The organism is Flavobacterium sp. H4147 (assembly GCF_029360735.1).
GTDB lineage: Bacteria > Bacteroidota > Bacteroidia > Flavobacteriales > Flavobacteriaceae > Flavobacterium > Flavobacterium endoglycinae.
Genome location: NZ_JARKNB010000005.1, coordinates 197026 through 216082, shown reverse-complemented (window position 1 = coordinate 216082; position 19057 = coordinate 197026). Strand labels below are relative to the sequence as shown.

At 32.4% G+C, this 19057-nt stretch carries 16 protein-coding genes; 12 read left to right on the top strand and 4 right to left on the bottom strand.

Going from position 1 to position 19057, the window contains the following annotated elements; genetic code table 11:
- The first annotated feature begins 4 nt into the window (after nucleotides 1-4).
- From P2W75_RS21305 to P2W75_RS21255, 11 genes are all read left to right on the top strand, one after another.
- Complete coding sequence (locus tag P2W75_RS21305; RefSeq protein WP_276382003.1) at nucleotides 5-1486, top strand: SGNH/GDSL hydrolase family protein; 1482 nt, start codon at nucleotides 5-7, stop codon at nucleotides 1484-1486.
- 82 nt (nucleotides 1487-1568) lie between these two features.
- Nucleotides 1569-2900, top strand: a complete 1332-nt coding sequence (locus P2W75_RS21300; protein WP_276382002.1) for a GDSL-type esterase/lipase family protein — start codon at nucleotides 1569-1571, stop codon at nucleotides 2898-2900.
- Nucleotide 2901: 1 nt separating this feature from the next.
- Nucleotides 2902-4584 (top strand): MBOAT family protein, encoded by a 1683-nt coding sequence (locus P2W75_RS21295; RefSeq protein WP_276382001.1) that lies wholly within the window; start codon nucleotides 2902-2904, stop codon nucleotides 4582-4584.
- A 270-nt stretch (nucleotides 4585-4854) separates the two neighbouring features.
- Nucleotides 4855-6207: a signal recognition particle protein gene (gene ffh, locus P2W75_RS21290; RefSeq protein ID WP_276382000.1), complete on the top strand. Its 1353-nt coding sequence runs from the start codon at nucleotides 4855-4857 to the stop codon at nucleotides 6205-6207.
- A 120-nt stretch (nucleotides 6208-6327) separates the two neighbouring features.
- Nucleotides 6328-7215, top strand: a complete 888-nt coding sequence (locus P2W75_RS21285) for a bifunctional 5,10-methylenetetrahydrofolate dehydrogenase/5,10-methenyltetrahydrofolate cyclohydrolase (protein WP_276381999.1) — start codon at nucleotides 6328-6330, stop codon at nucleotides 7213-7215.
- Between the two features lie 405 nt (nucleotides 7216-7620).
- Nucleotides 7621-8547, top strand: coding sequence for a magnesium transporter CorA family protein (locus P2W75_RS21280; RefSeq protein ID WP_276381998.1), 927 nt, complete (start codon nucleotides 7621-7623; stop codon nucleotides 8545-8547).
- Nucleotides 8548-9001: 454 nt separating this feature from the next.
- A complete protein-coding gene (locus P2W75_RS21275; RefSeq protein WP_276381997.1) occupies nucleotides 9002-11584 on the top strand; it encodes an outer membrane beta-barrel protein in 2583 nt (860 codons plus the stop codon).
- 95 nt (nucleotides 11585-11679) lie between these two features.
- Nucleotides 11680-12294 carry a hypothetical protein gene (locus P2W75_RS21270; RefSeq protein WP_276381996.1) on the top strand — a complete coding sequence of 205 codons (615 nt, stop codon included), beginning with the start codon at nucleotides 11680-11682 and terminating at the stop codon, nucleotides 12292-12294.
- A gap of 4 nt (nucleotides 12295-12298) precedes the next feature.
- Nucleotides 12299-12589, top strand: coding sequence for a transcriptional regulator (locus tag P2W75_RS21265; RefSeq protein WP_057114812.1), 291 nt, complete (start codon nucleotides 12299-12301; stop codon nucleotides 12587-12589).
- Between the two features lie 60 nt (nucleotides 12590-12649).
- A complete protein-coding gene (locus tag P2W75_RS21260; protein ID WP_276381995.1) occupies nucleotides 12650-14038 on the top strand; it encodes a DUF4173 domain-containing protein in 1389 nt (462 codons plus the stop codon).
- 58 nt (nucleotides 14039-14096) lie between these two features.
- The gene (locus P2W75_RS21255) at nucleotides 14097-14951 is read left to right on the top strand and encodes a LamG domain-containing protein (RefSeq protein WP_276381994.1); all 855 of its coding nucleotides are present in this window, start codon (nucleotides 14097-14099) and stop codon (nucleotides 14949-14951) included.
- 26 nt (nucleotides 14952-14977) lie between these two features.
- Here the strand turns inward: P2W75_RS21255 and rluF are convergent, their stop codons facing one another.
- The 3 genes from rluF to P2W75_RS21240 all read right to left on the bottom strand — a co-directional run bounded on the left by rluF (nucleotide 14978) and on the right by P2W75_RS21240 (nucleotide 17399).
- Nucleotides 14978-15799: a 23S rRNA pseudouridine(2604) synthase RluF gene (rluF, locus tag P2W75_RS21250; protein WP_276381993.1), complete on the bottom strand. Its 822-nt coding sequence runs from the start codon at nucleotides 15797-15799 to the stop codon at nucleotides 14978-14980.
- A gap of 92 nt (nucleotides 15800-15891) precedes the next feature.
- Entirely contained in the window at nucleotides 15892-16239 is a 348-nt protein-coding gene (locus P2W75_RS21245; RefSeq protein WP_276381992.1) for an antibiotic biosynthesis monooxygenase, read from the bottom strand.
- An 11-nt stretch (nucleotides 16240-16250) separates the two neighbouring features.
- The gene (locus tag P2W75_RS21240; protein ID WP_276381991.1) at nucleotides 16251-17399 is read right to left on the bottom strand and encodes a cytochrome P450; all 1149 of its coding nucleotides are present in this window, start codon (nucleotides 17397-17399) and stop codon (nucleotides 16251-16253) included.
- Nucleotides 17400-17476: 77 nt separating this feature from the next.
- Between P2W75_RS21240 and P2W75_RS21235 the strand changes: the two genes are divergently transcribed.
- A complete protein-coding gene (locus tag P2W75_RS21235) occupies nucleotides 17477-18154 on the top strand; it encodes a helix-turn-helix transcriptional regulator (RefSeq protein WP_207294789.1) in 678 nt (225 codons plus the stop codon).
- Between the two features lie 39 nt (nucleotides 18155-18193).
- Here the strand turns inward: P2W75_RS21235 and P2W75_RS21230 are convergent, their stop codons facing one another.
- Nucleotides 18194-19057 carry an alpha/beta fold hydrolase gene (locus P2W75_RS21230; RefSeq protein ID WP_207294790.1) on the bottom strand — a complete coding sequence of 288 codons (864 nt, stop codon included), beginning with the start codon at nucleotides 19055-19057 and terminating at the stop codon, nucleotides 18194-18196.

The window sequence follows — 19057 nt, the reverse complement described above, 5'->3', positions numbered from 1 at the left end:
ATTAGTGAATACAAAATCATATTTTTTTCAGTCTTTTGCCATAGTTGCATTAGCTTTAGTTGCTTTTATTGGATTCAAACAAATCCTTCCTGATAAAATATTTTCAGATAGCAAAATCGATTCAAAAAATGTTTTGATCGACAGTCTGCTTTTAGAATCGGTTGCTAAAGATTCGTTGTCTTCAGATAGTGACAGTATAGAAGAAGCTGAGCGTAGAATGGGGAAAGAAAAAATCGTTTACGATGCTTCTGAAGGGATTGAATTTCCATCGGAAACATTCGATGATTATAAAGGTTTTCAATACCTTATTTCATTTTACGAAAAACTATATCAGTTAGAAAAGAATCCGCAGAACAAAGTTAGAATTGCATATTATGGAGATTCTATGACCGATGGCGATTTGATCGTGCAAGATGTTCGTGCCAATTATCAGGAACGTTTTGGAGGACACGGAGTTGGTTTTGTACCCATTACTTCAGAATCTGCAGCATCAAGAGGTTCTGTGAAATCAGTATATTCTAAAAACTGGAAAACGCAATCGTATTTAAATGTAAAAAGACCAGCAAGTCCATTTGGAGTAAACGGGCATGTGTTTTTTGCCAATGATAAAGTAAATCCTACCTGGGTTCAATACGAAGCAGGTCTTAATAAAAACTCGACTACTTTAGATAATCCGACTTTGTTTTATGGACGATCTTCTAAAAAAGGGAACGTGAATTTTATTATTGGAAAAGATACGATTCGCAAAAGCTTAAATCCGTCTAATTTGGTAAACAGCCTGAAAGTAACATCAGGAAGTATAAAAGCATTTAAAGCTGATTTCTTTCACGCAGATTCTATTCCGATTTACGGATTTAATTTTGATAATGGAAACGGTGTTCATGTAGATAACTTTTCTCAAAGAGGAAATTCAGGTCTGCCAATTTCTATGTTTAATGCCAATGTAATGCAGGCTTTTAATACACATCTAAATTATGATTTAATCATTCTGCATTATGGAACAAATGTTTTAAATTACGGAACCAAAAATTATTCATGGTATGAAAAAGGAATGACCAAAACCGTCAATAAAATAAAAGAATCATTTCCGGGAGTTTCTATTCTAATCGTTTCAACGGCAGACAAGTCGACTAAATACGATTTAGAAATGAAAACCGATTCAGCTGTTGTGCCTTTGATGAAAGCTCAAAAGCATTATGCATTAGAGACTGAATCAGGATTTGTGAATTTATATACGCTTATGGGTGGTGACGGTTCGATGGTAAAATGGGTAGACGAATCTCCGGCCAGAGCCAATAAAGACTATACACACTTTAACCAGAGAGGAGCAAAAGCAATAGGTAATTTATTATACAGCCAATTAAATAAAGGATACGAACAATATAAAGTTTTACGTGAAAAACGTGATACAGGTGTAAAACCGCAAACAGTTAGAAAACCCAAAGCAGATTCCGTTTCTGTGAAAAACGACAGCGTAAATGGATAAACTAATTATTTTCTTTTGTTGTCTTTTTTTCTCAACAAATGATAATCAGCAAAAAACAGAATCACTTTCAATACCAAAAAAAATGATTAGTAAAATTGATATAACCGAGGGTGAAACCTATACAGGAAATCACATTTATAATTCAAAAGTATTAGAAAGTGTTTTTAAAAAATTGATTCAGAATGAAAGTGAAAAGAATCAGAAAATAAATATCGTACATATTGGTGATTCCCACATCCAAGGTGATTTAATGACCAATAAAATCCGAAAGATTTTACAGCAGCAATTTGGAAATGGCGGCCGCGGATTTGTTTTTCCCTATCAGCTTGCTAAAACAAATGGTTCGTACAATGAACGTTTTCGCTGTAATAGAATCTGGGACAGTTACCGAAATATTTATCCAGTAAGAAATTATCCTGTAGGATTAAGTGGTATTGGACTTTGGAGAGATACAGGAGGATTTGTAGTAGAAATGAGTATAAAAGATCCCTCGTATAAATTTAATACGATTCAGATTATTACTCCAAAAAACGAAAGTATGTTTGATTTATCTTCGTCATCTCAAACCAAATTTATTGAGACAACAGAGCGTAAGGTCGTCACACACAAAATCAAGAAAGGAGAAGCCATTTCGATTATTGCAGATAAATACAATGTTTCGGTTGCTGATATAAAAAAAGCCAATCAGCTGAAATCAAATAACATTCGTGCGGGAAGAATTTTAAGAATCCCAACCAATGAAATGCAGCCCAAGAATATTAAAACATCAGAATTTGTTCCTTTAAACCTTGAATCAGATGCATTTTGCCATTTTTACAAATCAGAAAAAGCACTCGATAAAATCTATTTAGTTCCTCATAAAGAAGCTAAAGATTATGAATTAAACGGATTGGTTCTCGAAAAAGACACTCCCGGTTTAATTTACAGCGGAATAGGAGTAAATGGTGCCAAATATTCAGATTATAATAAATATCCGTTATTTTTTGAACAGCTTAAAGCATTGCATCCAGATCTTTTAATTTTTTCATTGGGAACAAATGAAAGTTTCGATAAGCTGGAAGCCTCAGATTATATTCAGAGATTGCGTCAGTTTATCAAAAATATTAAGGATCAAAATATAAATGTCCCAATAATTGTGATGACACCACCGCCGTCTTTGTTTAGAGGAGGAAAACCAAATAATTTTGTGGGCGAATATGCACAGCGAATAAATGATATTGCCGAAAAAGATGGTTTTGCTGTTTGGGATTTATATGATGAATTTGGCGGATTGAAAGGAATAAGACAATTAAAATCGCAGGGATTAATAGGAAAAGATTGGGTTCATTATTCAAAAAAAGGATATGAAAAACAAGGAAGCTTGTTTACAGAAGCATTTTTAAAAGCATACGATAATTTTAAATCAAATAAGTAAATTGACAACAATAGATAGCATTAATAATTGGTTCATTCAAAATTTTGGTGCAGTAACAATAACACAAGTAAAAAATTGGTTTATATACAATCCCGATGAAAAGCTGTTATTTAATACAGGCTTGTTTTTGGGATTGTTCCTAGTTTTTTATTTTATTTACGGATTTTTAAAAAACACATTTTATCTACGATTAACATATGTTATTCTCTTCTCGCTTTTCTTTTATTATAAGTCAAGCGGTATTTACTTTTTACTCTTACTATTATCTTCTGTTGTAGATTACGGCTTAAGCCAGATTATTTACAAAGAATCAAAAGACAGCACCAAGAAAATATATTTGGTGATAAGTGTCATTCTGAATTTAGGATTACTTGGATATTTCAAGTATATGAATTTTATGATTGGTACTTACAATGATATGTTCAATGGGAATTTAAAATTCCATGATATTTTTCTTCCGGTTGGAATCTCATTTTATACATTCCAGTCGATGAGTTATATTATCGAAATTTATCGTGAAGAAATCAAGCCGACAAAAAACTACATTGAATATTTATTTTTCGTTTCATTTTTCCCGCAATTAGTGGCTGGGCCAATTGTACGAGCAAAAGATTTCTTACCACAGATTTATCAAAAATTAAACCTGACCAAACAAGATGTAAACAATGCCTTGTTTTTGATTATTGGTGGTTTGATCAAAAAGACAGTAATTTCAAATTACATATCAGTAAACTTTGTTGACCGTGTTTTCGATACGCCTTTGAGTTATACTTCGTTTGAAAACTTAATGGCTTCTTACGGATATGCTATTCAGATCTATTGTGATTTTTCTGGATATTCAGATATGGCAATTGGTATTGCATTATTGTTAGGATTTAAACTACCAGTTAACTTTAGAACTCCATACAAATCGACTTCAATTACCGATTTCTGGAGAAGATGGCATATTTCGCTTTCGACTTGGTTAAAAGACTTTTTATACATTTCGATTGGAGGAAACAGAGAAGGTTCTTTCGCAGGATATTTATTCCCGAGTTTATTCTTCTTCGGATTATTGCTGTGGGGAATGTCTTGTTATAACGAAAGTGTAATTCCGCTTGTTATTGCAGGAATTAGTATTTTGATTTTCGCTTTATCATTTTTGCTTTCAAGCAAAATAAAACAAACATTAGTAACCAATTTCAACTTGTTTACCACAATGCTTTTAGGAGGTTTGTGGCATGGAGCTGGTGCGCAATTTATTATTTGGGGAGCACTTCACGGATTAGCATTGGCAGTTCACAAAATATTCATGGAATTCTTTCCTTCTAAAAAAGATAAAAAACCAAATTTCTTGTGGAGATTTTTCTCAATCGTGATCACATTCCACTTTGTAGTTTTCTGTTGGATTTTCTTCCGCGCACGAGACTTTGAAACAGCATTGCAGGTAATCAATACTATTGGCCAGTTAACATTCGAACCAGAACTTTGGAGAACCATCGTAATTGGATATAAAAATGTATTTTTATTAATGCTGTTTGGTTATGTTTGGCATTTCTTACCAGAATTCTTTACAAACAAAATGAAACTGGTTTTCGATAAAACGCCTTTATTAATAAAAGCAGTAATTTTAGGATTTGTGTATTGGATTGTATATGCTACAGCAGTGGCAGGTTCGCAACCGTTTATTTACTTCCAGTTCTAAGGTAAACTTATTAATCTCGCAAAGTCGCGAAGACGCAAAGTTTTTTAAATGCTTTGCGGCTTCGCGACTTTGCGAGCAAAAAGGTAATCTGCACAATCTGCGAGAGAAAAAATATCAGTGAAGTAATTCGAGAAATTAGTGCAATTAGTGGCAAAAAACATAGTGAAGTCTGCGTAAACCTTTGCGAACTTTGCGGTTAAATGCACTCAAATAAAAATTGCCTGAAATATCTAATTAGATTATCTTTGCACTTCAAATAAAGAAAAAGATATGTTTGATAATTTAAGTGATAAGTTAGATAAAGCGTTCCATATATTAAAAGGACACGGTAAAATTACAGAAGTAAACGTTGCCGATACCTTAAAAGAAGTTCGTCGTGCCTTACTTGATGCCGATGTTAACTTTAAAATTGCCAAAGATTTTACAACCAAAGTAAAAGAAAAAGCGATTGGTCAGGATGTATTAACTACTTTACAGCCGGGACAATTATTGGTTAAATTAGTAAAAGACGAACTTACCGAATTAATGGGTGGAGACGTTGCTGGTGTTAACCTTTCTGGAAATCCAACGGTTATTTTAATGTCAGGACTTCAAGGTTCTGGTAAAACTACTTTCTCAGGAAAATTAGCGAACTACTTAAAAACAAAGAAAAACAAAAAACCACTTTTAGTAGCGTGTGATATCTACCGTCCAGCGGCGATTAACCAGCTACATGTTGTGGGAGATCAAATAGGGGTTGAGGTTTACTCAGAGCCAGAAAATAAAAATCCTGTAGAAATTGCTCAAAACGCAATTAAACATGCTAAAGCAAACGGGTTCAATGTTGTAATTGTCGATACAGCAGGACGTTTAGCAGTAGATCAGGAAATGATGGACGAAATTGCACGTGTACACAAAGCAATCCAGCCACAAGAAACATTGTTCGTTGTTGACTCTATGACAGGACAAGATGCTGTAAATACAGCAAAAGCGTTCAACGATATCTTAAACTTTGATGGAGTTATTTTAACAAAATTAGATGGTGATACTCGTGGTGGAGCGGCGCTTTCGATCAAATCGATTGTAAACAAACCAATCAAATTTGTGGGTACTGGAGAGAAAATGGAAGCAATTGATGTTTTCTATCCAGAACGTATGGCTGAGCGTATTTTAGGGATGGGAGACGTTGTGTCTCTTGTGGAAAGAGCTCAAGAGCAATTTGACGAAGAAGAAGCTAGAAAACTTCAAAAGAAAATCGCTAAAAACGAATTCGGTTTTGATGATTTCTTAACGCAGATTCAGCAAGTAAAGAAAATGGGTAATATGAAAGACTTGGTTGGAATGATACCAGGTGCTTCAAAAGCCATGAAAGATGTTGAAATCGAAGACGACGCCTTCAAACATATCGAAGCAATTATTTATTCGATGACACCGGGTGAAAGAAGTAAACCAGCCATTATTGATGTGAAAAGAAAAGCCAGAATCGCAAAAGGTTCGGGAACAAAAATTGAGCAAGTAAATCAGCTGATGAAACAGTTTGACCAAATGAGCAAAATGATGAAGATGATGCAAGGCCCAGGCGGAAAAAATCTTATGAAAATGATGGGAGGCATGAAGGGAATGCCAGGAGGAATGCCGAGATAAAAAATAAAAGTTTAAGGTTTAAAGTTTCACGTTTCAAGTTGGAATTTTAGACCTTAAATTTTAGTATAAGGGAAGATAACTTCTCACTTCTAACTTATAACATTTAACTTTAAAAAAACAATGCAGCTACTAGACGGTAAAAAAACATCTAACGACATTAAAAACGAAATTGCTCTTGAAGTTCAATCTATAAAAGCAGCGGGAGGAAAAGTACCTCATTTAGCAGCCGTTTTGGTAGGGAATAATGGTGCAAGTTTAACTTACGTAGGAAGTAAAGTAAAATCATGCCAAGAGATTGGTTTCGATTCCACTTTAGTTGCTTTACCAGAAACCATTACAGAAGACGAGCTTTTAGCAAAAATCAAAGAATTGAACGAAGATGATAACCTTGACGGATACATTGTTCAATTGCCTTTACCAAAACACATCGACGAGCAAAAAATCTTATTAGCTATCGATCCTGATAAAGATGTAGATGGATTCCACCCAACTAACTTTGGTAGAATGGCTCTTGAAATGGAAAGCTTTATTCCAGCAACGCCATTCGGAATTATGGAATTGTTAGAGCGTTACAAAGTAGAAACTGCAGGAAAACATACCGTAGTTATTGGAAGAAGCCACATCGTAGGACGTCCAATGAGTATCTTAATGAGCCGTAAAGGAAATCCTGGAGACTCAACAGTTACATTAACGCACAGCCGAACTAAAGATTTAGCAGAATTCACTAAAAATGCTGATATTATCATTACAGCTTTAGGAGTTCCAGAATTCTTAAAAGCCGATATGGTAAAAGATGGAGTAACCGTTATTGATGTTGGAATTACACGTGTAGATGATGCATCAAACGCAAAAGGATATGTGATCAAAGGTGACGTTGATTTTGACGGAGTAAGTAAAAAAGCATCTTTCATTACACCAGTTCCAGGTGGAGTAGGACCAATGACAATTGCAATGCTGCTTAAAAATACACTTTTAGCAAGAAAAATGAGAAGCGCAAGAAATCAATAATTTCTTTTCAAAATGCTTTACAAAGCCTGTTCGATTTGAGCAGGCTTTTTTGTGTATTTAACTTAAAAATTTCTAATACATAGAATGTAAGTTTAAAAAAAAGAATACTAAAGAGAAACAAATTTCTATCACATAGTATAAGACTCTAACTATGTTTATTCAAAAAAGTGAAACGCCTTTACACAGCTACATAATCTATGTTTCTATGTGTTTAAAAATCTATGCAAAGTGCCATTTTAATATATAATTAATAGTTTAAAGTTTCTCTTTCTAAAAATAAAGGATACTTTTGCACCACTTAAAAAAAACACACTTCTCCAAATGGACGATTATTATTATTCGTTAGTATTTAATTAAAGCAGCTTTTGACTTTCAAAATGCTGCGATAAAACCCTGTATTTTGAAATGAAAGCCTTTTACACAAACAACAACGGATTGGTAGAAATCCAAAAATGGACTTCAAATTGCTGGATTCACATCGAATCTCCAACAGAAACAGACAAAAATTACTTACTAGAAGAGCTTCAAATTCCCGAAGCATTCTACAATGATATTGAGGATATCGACGAAAGACCTCGTATCGAAATCGAAGATGGTTGGACACTGATTATTATGCGCATTCCGATAAAAAGCGGAGATGTCAAAATTCCTTTTCATACCGTTCCGCTCGGAATCATTTTTAAAGAAGATATCTGTGTAACCATCAGTTTTTATAAAACCGAAATCATTGCCGATTTTGTATCCTATTCACAGCGCAAAAACATCGAAATCGAAGATAATTTTAATCTCGTGTTGCGATTGCTCCTGTCGTCAAGCGTTTGGTATTTGAAATACCTGAAACAAATCAATCAGAAAATAAAATTGGCAGAAGATAATCTGGAGAAATCAATTAAAAATGAAGAATTGCAAGCGCTGCTTCAAATCGAAAAATGTTTTGTATTCTTCATTACTTCGCTAAAAGCAAATGACGTTTTATTTCAAAGAATTAAAAATCTAAAAGCACACAAAGCCAGTTACGATCCAGAATTATTGGAAGATGTCGAAATCGAATTAAATCAGGCGCAAGATACAGCCAATATTTACAATAACATCTTAACCGGAATGATGGATGCCTACGCCTCTGTAATCTCCAATAATATGAACAATATTATGAAACAGATGACTTCAATTTCTATCATTTTAATGATCCCTACATTAATTGCTAGTTTATACGGAATGAACGTGCCAAACGGCCTAGAAGAAAGCAAATACGGAATCTGGATCTTGCTTCTAATTTCTATAATACTTTCCTCTTTCGGCGTATTTTTATTCAAACGCAGAAGATGGTTCTAAAATAAAGCCCAATACTCAAAAGCCTGTTCGTTAAGAATGGGCTTTTTTGTTTCTATAAATCTTCAAAACCTCCTAATTATATTTAACTCATAAAAAAAACTCTTTCGATAAATAAAAAACAATTCATATTGGATTTCATTTTAATTCTTGATTTTTAACTATTAGTTATTATTTGTTCTAATTTATAATGTAAGTTTGTCCCTAATAAAACAAATTCAAGCCTTTAGCAAGTATACCAGCTCCCATGATTAAAATGTCACAAATCCGCCTATTTTTTTCTCAGTATTTAATTCTTTCAAATAATTTTTCCTCAAAACAAAGCCGAATAAAATCGCTGATTTTTTTGGTGTTTTTCTTGTGTTGTCTTTCTTCTTCTGCACAAAAAAATGCTGTTATCAGCGGTAAGATTGTCAACGAAAAAGATTCTCCTATCGAAGTTGCAACAATTTATTTGATGAATTCTAAAGATTCCTCCGTAGAAGCCTATACGATTTCGGATAAAAATGGTCTTTTTAAATTAGAAACCAAATCAGGATTACAAAACGGCATTTTAAAAATTTCGGCAGAAGACTATCTAGAGTTTTCAGATACAATAGAAAAACTCACTTATAATATAGATTTAGGAGTTATTAGACTTACAAAATATGATGTTGAATTGGATGAAGTCATTATAAAAAACGAAGCTCCTATTCGAATAAAAAAAGATACAATAGAATTTAATGCTTCCTCATTTAAATTGCGTCCAGATGCCAATGTAGAAGCTTTGTTAAAAGAATTACCAGGTGTAACTATTGATGCAGACCAAAAAATAACGGTTAATGGAAAAAAGGTGAGCCAAATATTAGTTAACGGAAAACCTTTTTTTGATGCAGATGGAAAAATAGCAATTCAAAACCTTCCTGCCGAGCTGATAAAAAAAGTACAGGTTTCAGACGCTAAAACCAAGGAGCAGGAATTTACTAAACAGGCTTCGACATCAAATAATGTTTCGATCAATTTGACAATAGACAAAAAGAAAAATAAAGGTTTTTTTGGTAAACTACTAGGAGGTTATGGAAGCTCCGAAAGATATGAAAGCAGTACTTTCCTCAGTTATTTTAAAGATAAAAGACGTATCAGTTTTTTGGCTTCTTCAAATAATATTAATGCTTCGGGTTTTTCTATGAACGAAGTTTTTGATAGTATGGGAGGCGGAAGAAACGATGGTTTGAGTGCTGCTTCTGGAGGCAGAGGCGGAATAACAAAATCGAATTTGATTGGATTAAGTTATTCTGATGAATGGTTTAAAGAAGAAAGTACTGATTTGAATTATTATTTTAAGAATTCTAATACAGACAATACCAATAGAACATCAGAGCTTACTTTATTGCCAACAGGTTCTTTATTGTCAAAATCTGCTTCAAAAAGCAATCAGGATTCTGATAGACATAATGTAAATTTAAATTTTGAGTACAAACTTTCCCCTTCAATAAGAGTTTTTTTTGGACCAGCCATTGAAACAAGAAAAGCAATATCTGCAAATACTTTCGACAGAAAAACTTGGGATGAAAATAATCAGTTAATCAATTCTAGTAATTCTTTCAATACAAGTGAAAGTACTAATACGGATTTTAGAAATAATCTTAGATTTTTTTTAAATGCTAAGAAAGAAGGACGATACTTTACAGCCTCTTTTGAAAACGACAATTCGCGAAACGATTTAGATTCAAGAGTAAATTCATTGACAATTTTTGAGCAGGGCACAAGTCCCGACGATTTGCGTAATCAACATGTTACTCAGAAAAATAATAGAGATAAATATACAGGAAGGCTTGAATATTTTGAGCCAGTAACTAATTTGTCAAGACTGAATTTTTCAGTAATCACAAACTATGAAAAAACAAGCGATGATAAAAAAACATTCGACCGCAATGATCAGGATATGGAATATGATGTTTTTAATGAATCACTTAGTAATTTTAATTCTTTTAATAGTTTTGAAGTTAATCCGAAGATAGGCTTTAGTACGAGTATAAACAAACTTGATTTATCGGCATCCACAGGAACTTCTGTCATCAGGAATGAAAATCATGCATTTTACTTAAAAGAAACAACAGATTTAAATAAAAACTATTTTATTCCAAACGGAACAATTAGTGCCAATTACAGCATTTCACAATCTCAGAGTTTATTAATGATGTATGAACGTAAATTTACAGTTCCAACTGGCAATCAGGTTTTGGCAGTTGCTAATTTAGATAATCCTTTAGTTGTTGTAACAGGAAATCCTAATTTAAAACCTTCTACTTTTCATTTTTTGCAGACAGGTTTTTCAAGTTATAATTTTCAATCAGGTGCAAATTACTTTATTCATTTTAGTACTACATATTTTGATAGTCAGATTGTGGGATCCTCAGCCTATAACAGTTCAGGAAAACAAATTTCAAGCTTTGATAATGTAGAAGGCACCTACGATATGTTATTAGCAGGAGAGTGGAGCAAAACCATAAAGAAAGATGTAAATACTTTTGCGATGCGGTTTTCTATGTATGCCAATTACAATTTAAATAAAGGTTTTACCAATAACCAATTGTATGAGGCAAAAGCATTCAGACTGAATCCCGGTTTTGGATTAACGTATGAATATGGTGAATTATTAAACATCCAGCCGTATTATAATTTTACATACAATGACATTCGATATAATAATACTTCTCTAAGTTCAACTTCAAATACAACTCATAATTTTAATATTCAAATGACAAGCTTCTGGCCTAAGAGTTGGGTTTTTGGCAACGACTTTGGCTACAACTATAATTCGAATATTTCAGGACCGTATAAAAAAGATTTTTATTTATGGAACACTAGTATATCCTATAAACTTGCGAAACAATTTACATGTAAAGTAAAAGTTTATGATTTGCTGAATCAAAATCAGAGCGCTTCCAGAATGATTACTTCAACAGCTGTTATTGACTCAGAAACCAATGTTTTAAAGCGTTATGTAATGTTTACTTTATTGTATAAATTTAAAAATTTTGAAACCGACAAAGGATAGTTTTTCATTCCACGATTACTTTTCTGAAAAAATTGCCCATTTTCAATTGTCGTTTCAAAATAAATAATAACTTTGTACTGCAAAGTACTTTAATTATGAATCAAAAGCACCAAGAAGATTTAGCACACATTCGTTCCATGATGGAGCGCTCTTCAAGATTTATATCATTAAGCGGACTTTCAGGAGTTTTCGCGGGTCTTTCGGCTTTAATTGGCGGAATCTATGTTTATCAGCTGTTTAAAGCAAACGGAATGGATTATCTAAATGATGAACATAGATTGTATTCTACCAATCTGGTTTGGGAATTATTCTGGATCGGGATTATAATTATGGTTTTTGCATTAGCATTTGGAACTTTTTTCACCGTTAGAAAAAGCCGAAAATACAATTTGCCCATTTGGACTTCGGCAACAAAAAAAATGTTATTTAATCTGGCTGTCCCACTTGTAACTGGCGGAATATTTTGCTTGGCTCTTATGTATCATGGATACTTTGGATTAGTAGCGCCTTCAACATTAATTTTTTACGGACTTGCCGTTATAAACGCTGAAAAATATACATTTTCTGATGTAAAATATTTAGGTTTTTCGGAACTGATTTTAGGATGTATTGCACTTTTTAATATAGGATATGGTTTAATTTTCTGGATTTTAGGATTCGGGATTCTACATATCGCATACGGATTAGTGATGTTCAAAAAATACAAATAACCCAATGGGAATTATTGATAAACTAAATAAAGATTTTGAAAGCCGTGTCAGACTGGGCATTATGTCCGTTCTGATGGTTAATGACTGGGTAGATTTTACCGAGATGAAAACGCTTTTGAATATCACCGATGGTAATTTAGCGAGTCATTCCTCTGCGCTTGAAAAAGCTGGTTATATCGAAGTGAAGAAAGAATTTGTGGGTAAAAAGCCCAAAACCTCTTATCAAGTAACTGATTTAGGGCGTGCAGCCTTTAAAGAACACTTATCGTACCTTGAAAAATTAATGAAATCCTAAATAACTCTATTTTTTTATCTAAAAACTTTGAATTACAAAGTACTTTTAAAATTATCAATCATGAAAAAACATCAAATTATCTTAGCGTGTACAGCAGTTTTTATACTGTTATTTTACAACGAATCAGTTGGAATCAATATTTCTATTTTTGGCGTCTTTCTAACGCTTCTCATTAGTTATTTCTTTCAAGAAAAGTTTGTAGAACGATCTCATCTCACTTTAGTAATCACCTCAATTTTATCTTGTTTTGCTTTTGCTTGGTATGGAGATGCAGCCTCATTTTTTGCTTTAGCCTTATCCATTTTGTTTTTACAATTTAAGACTCAAGATCCCGAACTCAAAACAATTCAAATTTTTCCGCTTATATTTTTAAACGGAATCACTTCTTTAGGGCGAGTATTTATTTTCGATCAATGGCTTCCACAAAGAAAAATCCACAATGATTTTGCTAAAAAACTAGTTGCTTTTGTCATTATTCCGTTTGTATTTTTGGGACTTTTCTTTGTTGTATATTCTTTCGGAAGCGATCACTTTTCGTCATTGTTTACCGATTATGAATTGGATATTAATTTACCGCAATTAATTGGAATCAGTATTTTAGGATTTTATATTTCTTTCAGTTTTTGGAATTATTGGGTTCCAGATGCATGTTATCAATACAATCCAAAATTAAACAATGATTTTACGAATCCTTCTGAAGTTAAAAATGAGAATACATTTTCATTTCTGGATTTGGATTTCGAAAGGAAAAGCGGTGAAATTACTTTATTGTTATTAAATATTATGCTTTTAGTTTTCATTGGAACGTATAACTACGAACAGTTTTTTGAAGTGGTCGAAAAAACGAATTTAAGTTCAGATACACACGAACGTGTAAATGCGGTGATTTTCTCAATTTTGATGGCTGTTGGAGTAATTATGTTCTACTTTAAAGGAGGATTTAATTTTGATCAAAAAGCATCAACTTTAAAAAAACTCGCAAAAGTATGGCTCGTACTAAATGTGATTTTAATTATAAGCGCCATAATTAAAAACTCGGAATATGTTTCTTTTTACGGCTTGACGTATAAACGATTGGGAGTTTATGCTTTTCTTATTTTGGCGATTATTGGGTTAATGGTTTCATTTCAAAAAATCGCGAAACAGAAAACAAATGCTTATTTATTTAACCAAATGATTTGGTATTTCTACGGAACCATTATTTTATGTAGTTATATCAATTGGGGAGGTCTGATTACGAATTATAATATTTCGGTAAACAAAGGAGTGGAGCCCGTATTTTTAAGTGGTTTAAACTTTAATGATGATACACGAAGGGAATATTTTCAAAAAAATAATTTAAATGGAAAATATTCAGAAACGGTAAGAGAAGAAATGATTTCAAATTACCAAGACGCTGGTTTTTTATCTAAAGCATTGTATTATGAATTCTTAGATTCAAAGAAATGATTAAATGGATTGCACGGATCATAAATATTTATAAATTTATAAAATAAATATTACAATTATGGTACGTGCACTTTACTATGTTTTACTTTTAATAGGAGCTTTAAAACTGCAAGCTCAAAATAACCAAAGCTATAAATCAGATAAAGATTTGATTTTATATTTACCTTTAAATGGGAGTGTAAAGGATGAAAGTTTTCTGCATAATAATTGTATACCTTATTCATTAGAGCCCGCAAAAGATAGATTTAATAATGATAACGGCGCTTTTTTCTTTGGTAATAATGGATGCATACGCATTGAAAATGTAGATAATTTTAATAATTTAACTTCTTTTACATTAAGTGGCTGGGTCTATTTGAACTACTATGGAGAACAGAATAATATCATTTCGAAAGTAAACCCGGGAAGAGATTTTAATCTACAGATTACTCAAGATGGAATCATTAATTTCCATACTTTTAATAATGATTATATCCATTTTTATTCCGAAACGAAGGTTCCACTAAATGAATGGACACATATTGCTTTTACCTGTAAAAGAAAGTCATTTCAATTGTATGTTAACGGCAAACCAGAAAATTTTACTATTCATTATGAGAATCGTATTGTAACACAAAAAGAGCTTAAACTTAAATTCTTTTGGACAGGAAAAGACCTTACAATTGGGAATCTTTATTTAGGTGCACATGAAAATTTTAATGGAATTCTTGATGAAATTAGGATTTATAAAAAAGCATTGAAGCCAAAAAATATTGAAAAACTCTTTATAAAAGAAAGTGAAGAAAAGGGTAAGATGTATCAATTTGGAATGTATTCTAATGAAAAGCCACCCTTAAAAGATAGTATCGATTTTCCTCAATCATCAGTTGATGAAAATAAAGAATCTCATTCAGATAAAGAAAATGGGAATTAAAAAAGATTTTAAAAAAAGAGGAGGACTTATTGCCCTCCTCTTTTTTTAAATCTTGGATCATTTTTCGAAATAAACGTTCTTCTGTTTGAACTCTTATTTGGAGCTTCAACCTTGGGTAAACTCGCTTCTTCTGTTTTACTTGAAGGTTCGATTAATGTATTTAATTCTTTGATTTCAGCATCTGTTAAATCACGATAACGACCTAGTGGAACATCCAAAGAAATATTAATAATTCGGATACGTTTAAGTGCTGTAACTTCGTAACCCAAATATTCAGACATTCTTCTAATCTGGCGGTTTAATCCCTGCGTTAAAATGATTTTGAAGGTATACTTACTGATTTGTTCTACTTTACATTTTTTGGTAACAGTATCTAAAATTGGAACACCATTTCCCATTCTCTGAATAAAACGTTCTGTAATAGGTTTGTTTACCGTAACAGTATATTCTTTTTCGTGATTGTTTCGGGCGCGAAGAATCTTGTTTACAATGTCACCGTCATTGGTCATGAAAATTAATCCTTCACTGGCTTTATCCAATCTCCCAATTGGGAAAATACGTTTAGGATAATTGATATAATCGACAATATTATTTTTAACTTCTAAATTCGTAGTACATTCGATTCCTACAGGTTTATTAAAAGCCAGATAAACCATTTTTTCGTGTTTCTCCACGATTAACTTTCCGTCTATACGCACTTCATCATCCTGAGAAACTTTAGTTCCCATTTCAGCCACAGAACCATTTACTGTTACACGCTTTTCGTCAATTAGTTTATCTGCTTCACGACGCGAACAATAACCTGTTTCTCCAATAAATTTATTAAGACGCTTTAAATTTTCTTCCATACTGCAAAAATAAGGAAAATTTAAATTTTAGACTTGAGATTTCAGATTTTAGATTATTTCATTTAAGAAAAAGCCTTTGTCCCTCTGTAACTTTATTGGCTGTGAAATTCCCTGCTGTCTTCTGGTGTTTCATTTCTTTCAAACATTCCATAATCACGAACTACAGTTGCAATTCGTAAATGATAATCTTTAAAAATGCTATTTCTGCCTTTTTCCTGAGCATGACGATGCATTTCAAGATTTCTCCATTGCTGAATGCTTGCTTCATCTCTCCAAAAAGACAAAGACAAAATTTTTCCAGAATCGCTTAAACTCTGAAATCTTTCGATAGAAATAAATCCATCAATATGGCTTAATTCAGGTTTAAGATTGGCAGCAATATCTAAATATTCTTCTTTTTTTCCTTCGTTTGGAATGACTTCAAAAATTACGGCTATCATTTTTTTGTTTTTTAATTATAAAGTGAAATCCAAATTGCTTTTGGCAATCTGGCATTAATAAGCGGTTCATATTCTATTTCTTGATCCAAAATAGCTATATTTTCAAAATTTTGGAATAAGTAATACAAGACTTCTGTTGCGAGATTGATTGAAAAATGTTTCGCAAGGCACATATGTCCGCCAGTTCCAAAAGTTAAATGGTCGTGATTATTTTTTCTTTCAATATTAAAAAGTTGTGGTTTTTCAAATTGTTTGGAATCCCTATTTGCGGAAGCTAAAACAAGTAAAATTGATTCTTCTTTTTTAATTTTCATTCCGTTCAATTGAATGTCGTTTGCCGCAATTCGTCGCGTGTTATGAATTGGTGGATCAAATCGCAATGTTTCTACAACAAGTTTCTGAATCTGAATTTTGTCGGCTTTGTTAAGGTTCTTTTTTTCAGAAAAACAATGTAGCAATGTATTGCTTAACAATCCTCTTCCGGCATCATAACTTTGAATAAAAAGACCAATTAAATTACTGATTAATATTGATTTTATTTCTTCATTAGAAATGCTATATTGTGTTGAAATAGATTTCTCTAAATTTTCATAAAAGGAAAATGTACGAATGTGATTTTCGATAATGAAATAAACTTCTTTAGAAACAATATTAATGAATTCGATATCTTCCGATTTTTTAACGGGCTGCATTATTTTTATAAGATGAGAAATGTTTTCTGAAATAAAAAGGGATTCATTGGCATTAAAATCAAAACTTTTTAAAACAATCAGAACGGGAAGTTTTTTGCAGATCGATTCGACCCAATTTATTTTAGTAGCAGTGTTATTTTGAAATAATTCGGAAAAAATTGAATTTATTCTAACAGATTTCATGTATGAAAAAAGAACAGTTGCGGTTTCTTTGGCAATTACATGATGAATTTCATTTGAAAGGCGAGCCAAATTTCTGCTGATTTTTAAAGCATATTCATTTAGATTGTTTTCAGAAACTGATGGAATATGTACGCTTTTATGGTTTAATATTTCTGTACAATATCCATAAGAATAAACAGCCCATATTTTATTCAATTCATCCCAATAAACAGGATTTTCTTCCATCATTTTTTGATAGAATAAGTAAGGATTTTTGATTTCGGATTGTAAAAATAAAGTTGACATGCGATATATTTTTAAGCAAAGTTATCTATCTTTAAGTTTTGATACTTCAGTTTGCCCTTAACTATGTTTGTTTTGAAATGGAAAATCAATTTGTAAAAATAGCGTCATTGCTTGGCGATCCAACACGTGCGATTGTAATGTGGACATTACTCGACGGAAAAGCTTTTACCGCAACAGAATTAGCAATAACAGCAAATACTTCGCCTCAAAATATGAGTATGCATCTGGCAAAACTTCTTGATGCAGGATTGTTGTTTGTTGAAAAACAAGGGCGTCATAAATATTATAGATTTGCGAATAAAGAAACGGCTTATGCAATTGAAGCCATGGCAAGTTTGATTCCGCCTGCAATTCCTCAAAAAAACAAAACAGATCATAATTCACCCATAAAACATTGCCGAACTTGCTATGATCATTTAGCTGGAAAAATTGGTGTGGCTGTAGCCGAAAGTCTGCTTGAGCAGGAAATTATTTTGAATACAGCTAGCGAATTTAAAATAAGTACAAAAGGAGAAAAATGGTTTTCTGATTTTGGAATCAACATCGAAGATCTCAAAAAGCAAAGACGTATTTTTTTAAAACCTTGTTTAGATTGGAGCGAAAGAAAAAATCATATCGCAGGATCAATAGGTTCTTCTTTATTGGATAAAATGATCGCCGAAGATTGGTTACGGAAAACCAAAAATTCGAGAGCAATCCAGATTACAGGAAAAGGCGAAAAAGAATTATTGAGATTTTTTAAAATAGTAGTTTAAGTTTCCAGTTTTGAGAACCTTTGCAACTTTGTCCCTTTGTTACTTTTTCCCTTCAGAAGAAAAAAGAAATTCAATCACTTTGTTGTATAAATCGTCATCGTGCATTCCGTGGCCCAAACCTGAAGTTTCAATAAACTGACTGTTTTTCCAATTGCTTGCTATTTTTTGTCCTTCGGCAAAAGCCACAATTTTATCAGAAGTATCATGAGCAATAAATCCTGGAATAGTAAATTCTGAAGCAAATTTCTGTCCTGAAAAATCTTCCAATTTAAAATTGAATCGGTTTAGGAATTTATTTTCTAAAAGTGAAAACATTTTGGTATTCAAACTCAGCATTGAAACATAATTATCAATCAACGTTTTTAAATCTGAAGGTGCTCCTAAAATTACCATTTTATTAATGCTGGTATTGGGAAATAAATACTGATGATAAACACAAGCTGCACCGCCAATCGAATGTCCGATAATAATTTCCGGCTGATATTTTTCTACTGCTTTATTGATAAATTCAGCATAAAGGGGTACATTAAATTCTTTTCCGCTGCTTTGTCCGTGTGCAGGAGCATCAAGTGCAATAATAGTACTTCCGGATTTTTGAAGATGAGGAAGCGTTTTTTTCCAGCGAGAAGAATTGCTTTCCCAACCATGAACTAACAAAATTTTAGTTTCATTTCCTTTCCATATATAGGTTTGAAAATGATGTTCGTTATGATGAAAGATTTCGGTTTCGGTATTTCTTAAGATTTTTGGAAGTTTCTCTTTTTGTAATCGGCCAATTCTGGGCTGGCTGAAAAGGGCATAAGAAAGTTCGACTGCTTTTTGCGGACGCACATAACTCAAAAAGTTAATATAAGACCCAACTGATTTTAATGTAATAAAACGGATTCCTTTTTTAATTCCCAA